This window comes from Neisseria sicca 4320, from assembly GCF_000193735.1.
GTDB classification, from domain to species: Bacteria; Pseudomonadota; Gammaproteobacteria; order Burkholderiales; family Neisseriaceae; genus Neisseria; species Neisseria sicca_E.
The window spans coordinates 1-7,393 of sequence record NZ_AEPF01000095.1 but is presented as its reverse complement, the minus strand read 5'-3'; the positions used below and the strand labels follow the sequence as shown (position 1 = coordinate 7,393).

Genomic DNA, 7,393 nt, shown 5'->3' with positions numbered 1-7,393 from the left:
AGAATTTAATTGCAGGGCTTCCACCTGCTCCCCGACGTATTGCCGGTAGTCAGCCCTTAACGTCAGGCAGGACGTTTGATATAGTCAGGTCTCCTACAACCAACTTTATCAAAAAAGGTAAATCCATGAGATCGCAAAAACCACCTTCCATATTGGATTCCATCAATCAGCAACTTGAATATTTAAACGGTGAAGTTGACAGCCTGTGCAGTGATGTAAGCGAATTGTCCTTTAAATGGGATATGCGCGAAAATGTTAGGATAGATGGGACAGATAAACTGTTAGAACATTCCCTTCTCCTATCGGTTTTATTGTTTCGAGCCATAAAAGAGGACAAAGGAGAATTGTTGGATATGGCAGAACAGGAACTGCATTCACTTTTGAAAACAGCAGTTGACAGCAAAACCAATCTTTCTGTTTCTTCCCGTTTTTGGCAGCGTTTGATTGATGCTTGCGGCGATACATACGACACGAGAAGCCTCAAGAGTTCGATAAAATAATGTTTATCCTCTAGCCTTTAAAATTTCCCTCAATACAGATTCAACCTCTTGTGTTGCCTCCTCGATGGAAACCTGTTTCTGCCCGAAAATACTGGCGAAGAACGCCTTAACCAGCAGTTTCCGTTCTTCCTTGCTGTAATCGTCTTGGGGAATCACGCCCCGTGAAATCATGCGCTCCAGCATTTCACGTTCTTCCTGATCGCGGCGGTATTCCACTGCATGGCGCATTTTGGCATCTATGTTTGCCTTCAGTCGGACTAAGGTGTCGTTCTCTTGCTTCATTTCGTGTCTCCGTCAAAACAGGTAACTCTGATAACTACTTCCCATTCAGCTCTCGAATTCGATCACTCAATTCTTCCATTTGTCCCTCGTCTAGGTTAATCATCTAATACCCACATACAAACAAGTGCCATAAAACTCAAGATAATAAATGGACTTGCTATAAGAAAAGTTATCAGGTTGGCCGTATATGTTAATTTGATAGTCATTGCTGAAAGCAATATACCAATTACTATTACAAGAAACTTCGTATACACAGGAATCTTCTTTTAACTTGATTTGAAATGCAGGGCTTCCACCTGCTCCCCGACCTATTGCCGGTAATCAGCCTTATCAGAGCATCGCTCATACGGCAGGGTGTGATAAATACCATACCGCCGATTTTTACCCTCCCGTTACTGATGATTGTTCACGGGCAAAGTACTTGTTCACACAACATCACACACGGACGGTATTGGAACCGCTCAGTCTTTTCGTTCCGAGCCGCTGAGTTGCGCGCCGCCTTTGATGTAGCTAGGCGGTAGAAAGGTCGTCTGAAACCGTTTTCAGACGACCTTGGGAATAGGAGGGCATTTCTCCACCCGTGTTAAGATTGGTTACCATATCTTCTCTTTACACGAAACAAGAAATGCCCATGGAAAAACATTCAAAAGACTTAGCAAACCAAATCGGGGCAGTTTTGCCATAAGGAAAAATGATACGGCCTGCTATCGGTTCATATTTGACAATCCCATCAAAATAGAGATGAAAGAATACCCATCACTTAAAAAATGAGGAGCAACCGTGGCATGAGCCTACATCCAAGGATGCCCAAATAATTATTTCAGATAAAATCCACACCTGAAAGCCGTTGGTTATCGTTATCAAAGCCGATTGCCTGTCGTACTCTTTCCAACCTCGGAATATATGGAAAGAATGCAACAACGCCCATGTTAAAATTATAGACAGCCTGATTTTATTGCAGCAGTCCATCTTATCATTCATCTCCAAATGTGAACTCAGGTGGTAGAAAAGGTCGTCTGAAACTTCTAACGACCTGAAATTAACCTTACTTATTTTGTTATGGACGTAAGCTCCATTTTCAAATCATGTTTTTTGCAATCAAACATAATATCCTTGATGTTTCCAAGTGTAATGGTTTTCCCAACTATACATCTTTGCACATTTTCTTTTTGAATAGCAGTTCCACTGAGGGGGATATATTTATATGGGTTTACTTTTGAAACAAATCCAAATAGGAGTAAATACAGGAAGAATGCTACGCAAGCTATAAATCTTGGAAGTTCACTACCTTTCCAATTGCATATAAAATAAATGGAGTTAGCTGCAAAAATTAATAAACTAATAGAAAGGAATACCCATCCCCAAACGCTAGGAAATCCATAATCATCAAAAAACCAATTAAGAATAAAAGACATCGTTTTCATCTTTCTTGAATAAATCCCGAAAACTGCTCCTGAAATTGCTTCGCTATCTCAGCAATATCAAAACCTGCTTCTAATCCAAATTGACCTTTCGTTAAATACAATCCAAATTGTTCTTGATATTTTTTTGCTATACCTGCTTCAACGTAACAGATTTCAGGATCATCATGACGCGGAAAATAAAACTCTGGATGAGGGATAATGTATGAACCAGCTCGCAATTCTAAAAACTCACAGATTTCCGCTGCTTTAATTTGCAGGGCTTTAATTTCATCCTTTGTCATATTTGTCATAACTTTATCTTTGAACTATAATAAAATATCTGAAATAATAAACCTTATTATTATTTCGAATGAACCCAAACGGAAACCCACTTGTGCAAGAAGTGGGCTTGGATTTGGATACATGTTTAAAGACGGGTAGAGCCGTCTGAACATTGGGCATACACCCTATCGGGTTTATCCGATAAATACCCGCTCACGGCGGGGAAAAGAAAAACCAAAATGTATTTTGCAGCTTGTCCGCAGATTATCGCTGCTGCATCGGGAGTACGTCCCGATTAAAAAATACGTCCAACTTGCCGCCTGTTACCGGACCCTCTCATCAGGCTACCCGGATGCGCGGCATTTTTTTTTGGGCAGGTTGAATGCTGCCCGCAACCGTTTATCCGATTTACCCAAAGACTCTATCGCCTTTTCTACGCCTGTTATTCCAGTTGGGAAGACCGAAATAACTACGAAGGCCGGTTGCTTACGTTCCAAACTGTTAAAGAGCTTTCTGCGTTATTTGCAGAATATATTTGCATTATAAGCAGATTATTTTCTGCGTCAAGTGCAAATTTGACTTTTTTGAAAATAAAAAGGTCGTCTGAATTTTCAGACGACCTTTTTATTGGGACGGTTGGAAATTATCCGTGGATGTCAGCTAATAATGCTTTCTTGATTGAGTTGAAGGTATTGTAAGAAGTTATTTTATAGATGACGCAAACCGAAATTAGGAGAATAACGACAAGCGGTGTGAAGATTTTTTGTAGAAAGAGTTCTACAAAAGGAAGCAATCCTATGGTTGGCATGACGATATACTTCATCACTATTGGAAGCCCGAAAAGTATAAACAGGATGGATAGTGCCAATGGAAGCATGAATTTGTTTCTTAGAACCGATTTAATATGCGAATATTTTGGAGTGGCTTCTCCCAAATTGCTGTTATGAAGCATGACGTATTCGCCACTATTTTTTCGTTTATCAAATAAACCGTACACTTGTACCCGATGTCCGGTTCTTGCGGAAAAATCCCAGTCATGGAATTTAAAGCTGCCTTCTCCTCCTTCATCATCAACTAGAAAAAATTCAAGTGTTTCGTGTGTTTGGCTCTGGATAGAAACATAATCGAAACCACCACCTGAAACACTTGTGCTGCTTCTACAATTTATATCTGCCACTATTCCTGAATAGCAGAGTAGTTTGAAAAACCTATTTTCAAAAACAACTTCGGATTTCACATAAACTCCTTGAAAGTCATAATTCAGGTTAGAGATGAGAGTAATTACTTTCTTCTATACTTTCGATGCTCGACCATAACCCCCAGCGTTTTCAAGTCAGAGTGTGCTGAATGGAAAATTTCAAAATCTTCATTTAATGGATATAGCTCAAAAATCTTTTTCCCATCAATAATGCCACGCGCGCGATATTTTCTGAAAAAAATATCCTGACCATTACTTGTTGCCAAAACAAAATCGCCTGCTTCAGCTTGTAGAGTAGGGTCTAAGATAATTTTATCTCCCACTTGAAAATCGGGACTCATACTTAAATCGGTTATTTCAAATGAAAAAGATTGTACAGAAATGGTTTCTTCTGTAATTAACCATTCTTCGATTTCTAAAAATTCAACATGACTTTGAATTTTATCCCAGTCTAATATTTGCCGATTATTTAGCAGGGGTATCCTATGATAGCCTAGTGGTAGAGAAATATCCTTCGCAATATGAGATGACATTAAGTCAACTGGGGAGCAGTTTAAGGCTTTGGCAATTACACTTATCTTTTCAGTTGTCAAAGATTGTTGTCCTCTTTCTATCCGTGAGAGGTTTCCTGTATCTGATCCGATTTCAAGAGCCAATTGCTCTAGAGTCATCTTTAATTCTTTTCGCCTAGCGCGAATGTTTTGTCCAATATCCATTCCTGCATTCTCTAATTCTGCGTGAAATACATCAAAGCTGTATAAGCAGAATATTCTTGTTATTCTTCTGCGTTTAACGCATAATTAAATAAGTTTTTAGTAGGAATCAGATTATGACCTCACCTTTAAAAGTAGCTCGCCTAGGGCGAAAATTGACGTTAGAACAAGTTGCGGAATTGGTTGGCAGCGATAGTGGGAATATTTCCAGAATTGAAAGAGCGAAACAAATTCCGAATAGAGATTTAGCAGCGAAGCTGGTTGAGTTATTCAGAGAGGATGGACTTACAGAGGTTCATCTTTTTTATCCGGAGCGATTTGAAACCAAATAACCATGCTCACCGCCGACATCCGTCATCACATCACAACGGACTTCGTGGTTTACCGCGAGTTCGGGCTTTTGTGCGGTTCCAATATTCAGGCGGCGACGTTATTGTCGGGGCTGTTTTGGTGGAGCGATGTGGTTGATAAAGAGCCGAAACGTCATGGCTGGATATACAAGACGGCCGCCCAGTTGTTCGCAGAGTTGGGCTTAACCCGTCGCGGCTACGAAAAAGCGCGGAAATTTTTATCGGGCAAAGGCGTGATCCAATGCCGACGCGCAGGCGTACACGGCAGAATGCACTGGCAGCTCAACAAAGAGCGGTTATTGGAGCTTTGCTATCTAGTTAAAGGTGAGCCATTACCGCAGTTTGACAGCCGCTACCATCTCGACATCGACAATTTCCGCCTTGAGAAGTGGGTCAACCTCACACTTTGGAATGACTTTTTGAAGATGCGTGCCGAAAAAGGCAAGCCCCTCAATATCAAGCAGAAAAAAATCCTGCTCAACCAGCTTAAAGACCTCAAAAACAAAAACTACGACCTCAATGCCGTGATGCAGAAATCGATTCTGAACGGCTGGGCAGGCTTCTATGCCTCCGACCGTTCCCCCAACATCCCTGCGCCGCCGACGTCTGAAGCGGCCACGCGCAAAGCTAAGGCGGAATACGAGGCGCAAATCAAACAATCCGCCGACCCGCCGCCCGATACAGGCGGACAGCGGAATCCTGACAATCCCGATCGCCAAAATCTCAAAAACCTCTTTAGGAAAAAACAGTAATCATCAGGCTGTTGGCACCGCCACGCCCAAATGCTGCGCCGGCAGCTTTTTTTGCGCCCTTTGAAGCCGGAAAGGTCGTCTGAAAGGCTGTTTTGCCTGTTTTTCGGCGCAGATTGGGATATGTCCACCTGTTTTTCCATCCCATCTTCCTATTATTACCCAAATCAGATGATAAAAATCAGCTTTTTTGTTTGAAATAAGTAATTGAAAATACTGTGTTTGTACATATTGAACAAAGAACATTGGCTTTTGAGGACAGAGAACTTTGTCCCCATAAGACGACCTTTATACAAAGACCACGATCACAGACCACTATCAAAAAATATTACAGGCGGCCGCCTGATTGTTTTTTGTGCAATTTATGATCTATGTAGATGGATATTGGCGTTTGATAGGATATTGGGTGTTTTTGAGGGAGGGATATGTACAGGTTTTGTGGATAAATGGGTTGAGACGAGATACAAAGTAAGGTAAAGTCACCTTACTTTGTTTGATGGAGATTAATCATGGGAACGGCTTTGAGATTAACCGCTAAAAATCAGGTTACGTTGAAAAAAGAGTTTTTGCTGCATTTGGGCATTACTGCCGGAGACAGAATCCATGTCAGCAAACTGCCTAACGGCGAGCTGCGGATACGGGCAGAAAAGAAGAAACCTGTTTCTGACAAATCATTTAGGGATTTCGCCGGTTGTTTGGGCAATCCGCATGATGTCCATCTCTCCATTGACGAGCTGAACGAAGCTATTGCCGATGCTGGGGCAGCGGCAGGTTCTGAAGGATTGAAACTCAAATGAGGCAGATTGCTATTGATACCAATGTTTTGGTACGGTTGTTCGTTGATGACGATTTGGTACAAAGAGATAAGGCATTGGAATTACTGGAAAATGCTTATAGTGTGATTGTGCCAACCACGGTATTTTTAGAATGCGTATGGGTTTTGACCCGTAGTTATAAAATGGAAAAAAACCTTGTTTTGCAACAACTTCGCAGTTTCTCCGAATCTATCCCCAATTTGGTTATTCAGGAGGACGAGCTGGGAGCGGGTTTTGCAATTATGGAAGACAATGGCGATTTTGCCGACGGAGTCAACGAGTTTTTGGGACGCATGATGGGAGCGTCGTGTTTCGTTACTTTTGACCGTAAGGCAGCAGTTTTGCTTGAAAGTAAGGGCTTGGTAGTCGAGCAGATTAAATAATTCGTTATTGTTGGTACAGCCGTCTGAGTGAATCAGACGGCTTTTTTACATCAGTTCTTCAACATTGATTTCACGGTTCAAGTCAAACTTGCCGATGATTGGACGTTCCGATATTTCAGAATTAGTTTGTTTTTGGTCAGGAACTGTCTGAGTAACGGTGCTTGCCTGTCTGTTTTTGACTTGTACGGAATCATTAATAGATTGATGATTTATCTCGGGTGATGCGACAGTTTTACCAGTATGGCTACGGATAAACCTGTTCAGAGTTGGCTGGCTTACTGTCATTCCCTTTTTTTCAAGCAGGAATCTCAGAATATCTTTTTCTGAGTAACCCAAGTTTTTTAATGTGAAAATCTCTCCGGCAAAGGCATCAAGTTTGGATTTTTTGCCTGACGGGGCATTGTTCTTCACGAAGTCTTCTAAATCGCTCATATACGTATCTATTCACTTATATTCATATATAAGTGTCAATATATCCATATTTATTCCAAAAATCAACATAATTAATCCAAAAAATACTAAAGAAATTATAAATAATCATTATTTATATAATTAGTATGTAAAATAATCAAATAAATACATTTCCATACTTCAGTATATTCACACATATCCAAGTCCATGCGTATCACCTCCTCAAAGCAACGCCTATATCCCATATAAACAGCAAATCAAAACAAGACGCAGCAAATCAAAACAAGACGCAGCAAATCAAAACAAG

The 7,393-nt window shown here is 40.8% G+C and carries 12 protein-coding genes; 5 read left to right on the top strand and 7 right to left on the bottom strand.

Translation table 11 applies throughout. The features are described from left to right. The coding region (locus NSCA4_RS0109010; protein ID WP_218015746.1) for a hypothetical protein at nucleotides 1-500 on the top strand (500 nt) is incomplete at its 5' end. 3 nt (nucleotides 501-503) lie between these two features. Here NSCA4_RS0109010 and NSCA4_RS0109005 read toward each other — a convergent pair. The 5 genes from NSCA4_RS0109005 to NSCA4_RS13355 all read right to left on the bottom strand — a co-directional run bounded on the left by NSCA4_RS0109005 (nucleotide 504) and on the right by NSCA4_RS13355 (nucleotide 4,381). Continuing rightward, nucleotides 504-782: a hypothetical protein gene (locus NSCA4_RS0109005; RefSeq protein ID WP_016687822.1), complete on the bottom strand. Its 279-nt coding sequence runs from the start codon at nucleotides 780-782 to the stop codon at nucleotides 504-506. 1,049 nt (nucleotides 783-1,831) lie between these two features. Next, on the bottom strand, nucleotides 1,832-2,197 hold the full coding sequence (locus NSCA4_RS0109000) for a hypothetical protein (RefSeq protein WP_255265299.1): 366 nt from the start codon (nucleotides 2,195-2,197) through the stop codon (nucleotides 1,832-1,834). 5 nt (nucleotides 2,198-2,202) lie between these two features. Next, entirely contained in the window at nucleotides 2,203-2,496 is a 294-nt protein-coding gene (locus tag NSCA4_RS0108995; RefSeq protein ID WP_016687820.1) for a hypothetical protein, read from the bottom strand. 614 nt (nucleotides 2,497-3,110) lie between these two features. After that, nucleotides 3,111-3,704: a hypothetical protein gene (locus tag NSCA4_RS0108990; RefSeq protein ID WP_016687819.1), complete on the bottom strand. Its 594-nt coding sequence runs from the start codon at nucleotides 3,702-3,704 to the stop codon at nucleotides 3,111-3,113. A 44-nt stretch (nucleotides 3,705-3,748) separates the two neighbouring features. Next, nucleotides 3,749-4,381: a LexA family transcriptional regulator gene (locus NSCA4_RS13355; protein WP_016687818.1), complete on the bottom strand. Its 633-nt coding sequence runs from the start codon at nucleotides 4,379-4,381 to the stop codon at nucleotides 3,749-3,751. Between the two features lie 113 nt (nucleotides 4,382-4,494). Between NSCA4_RS13355 and NSCA4_RS0108980 the strand changes: the two genes are divergently transcribed. Both NSCA4_RS0108980 and NSCA4_RS0108975 read left to right on the top strand, forming a co-directional pair. Continuing rightward, entirely contained in the window at nucleotides 4,495-4,710 is a 216-nt protein-coding gene (locus NSCA4_RS0108980) for a helix-turn-helix transcriptional regulator (protein ID WP_016687817.1), read from the top strand. Between the two features lie 2 nt (nucleotides 4,711-4,712). Beyond that, a complete protein-coding gene (locus NSCA4_RS0108975) occupies nucleotides 4,713-5,480 on the top strand; it encodes a phage replication initiator YdaU family protein (protein ID WP_016687816.1) in 768 nt (255 codons plus the stop codon). 3 nt (nucleotides 5,481-5,483) lie between these two features. On the opposite strand, the gene NSCA4_RS15150 is transcribed toward NSCA4_RS0108975, so the two are convergent. After that, on the bottom strand, nucleotides 5,484-5,723 hold the full coding sequence (locus NSCA4_RS15150) for a hypothetical protein (protein ID WP_141565465.1): 240 nt from the start codon (nucleotides 5,721-5,723) through the stop codon (nucleotides 5,484-5,486). A gap of 263 nt (nucleotides 5,724-5,986) precedes the next feature. Here NSCA4_RS15150 and NSCA4_RS0108960 point away from each other — a divergent pair, with 263 nt between their 5' ends. Both NSCA4_RS0108960 and NSCA4_RS0108955 read left to right on the top strand, forming a co-directional pair. Next, nucleotides 5,987-6,274: an AbrB/MazE/SpoVT family DNA-binding domain-containing protein gene (locus NSCA4_RS0108960; RefSeq protein ID WP_016687813.1), complete on the top strand. Its 288-nt coding sequence runs from the start codon at nucleotides 5,987-5,989 to the stop codon at nucleotides 6,272-6,274. Next, nucleotides 6,271-6,675: a type II toxin-antitoxin system VapC family toxin gene (locus NSCA4_RS0108955; protein ID WP_016687812.1), complete on the top strand. Its 405-nt coding sequence runs from the start codon at nucleotides 6,271-6,273 to the stop codon at nucleotides 6,673-6,675. Before NSCA4_RS0108960 ends, NSCA4_RS0108955 begins: the two co-directional genes overlap by 4 nt. A 45-nt stretch (nucleotides 6,676-6,720) precedes the next feature. Here NSCA4_RS0108955 and NSCA4_RS0108950 read toward each other — a convergent pair whose 3' ends face one another. Beyond that, nucleotides 6,721-7,107, bottom strand: coding sequence for a hypothetical protein (locus tag NSCA4_RS0108950; RefSeq protein WP_009311181.1), 387 nt, complete (start codon nucleotides 7,105-7,107; stop codon nucleotides 6,721-6,723). Nucleotides 7,108-7,393 lie beyond the last annotated feature (286 nt).